Annotated in this window: 1 protein-coding gene; it reads left to right on the top strand. The window is 49.7% G+C overall.

The window, feature by feature from the left end; all coding sequences use genetic code 11:
* On the top strand, nucleotides 1–581 hold a 581-nt coding region (locus S1OALGB6SA_RS09965; RefSeq protein WP_503465853.1), incomplete at both ends, for a Tle-like phospholipase domain-containing protein.

Genomic DNA, 581 nt, shown 5'->3' with positions numbered 1-581 from the left:
GCCACCTCCCGATGGATAAGCCCGGACCCTGCCGGGTTTGGATTGATTAATCCCAACAGAGTAGGCTATTCTGTCATCGAGGCTACCAACTGGTATGCCTATGTGAGCAACAACCCAGTGAAGTATGTGGACCCGGCGGGGCTTTTGGAAGAGGACCCTGCAGAATTAGCTGGCTATGCTAGAGCTTTTCGTGGTTCAGGCTCTGGCGATCTAAAAGATGTAACAGATCAGTTTCCAAAAGCTGTTTTCAGTAATGATGAGACTGGTTTCAACTCCCGGCTATTCCAGGCCGAAGATGGAAGCTATGTTTTAGGCTTTGAGGGGTTAAATCCATTCTCGGCTGAGGATTGGAATGCCGCTACCGAACAGGCCATATCGGGGAGTACTGAGGGGCAATTTGATGAGGTTCTTGAACTCGTTGATGCTTTGATGAATAAAGGAGGTCTTGATTTGTCCGATCTGATGCTGACAGGCTCCTCCCTGGGAGGAGCCCTTGCAGCCTATGCCGGTTCAAAGAAGGACATCTATGCAGTTACCTTTAACGCTGCGGGACTTCATGAAAGTAATATTGGGCCCCATGC

It is taken from the genome of Olavius algarvensis spirochete endosymbiont, assembly GCA_900608495.1.
Lineage (GTDB): Bacteria > Spirochaetota > Spirochaetia > DSM-2461 > DSM-2461 > UBA2779.
The sequence above is the reverse complement of the archived record's forward strand: the minus strand, read 5'-3'. Positions and strand labels throughout refer to the sequence as shown.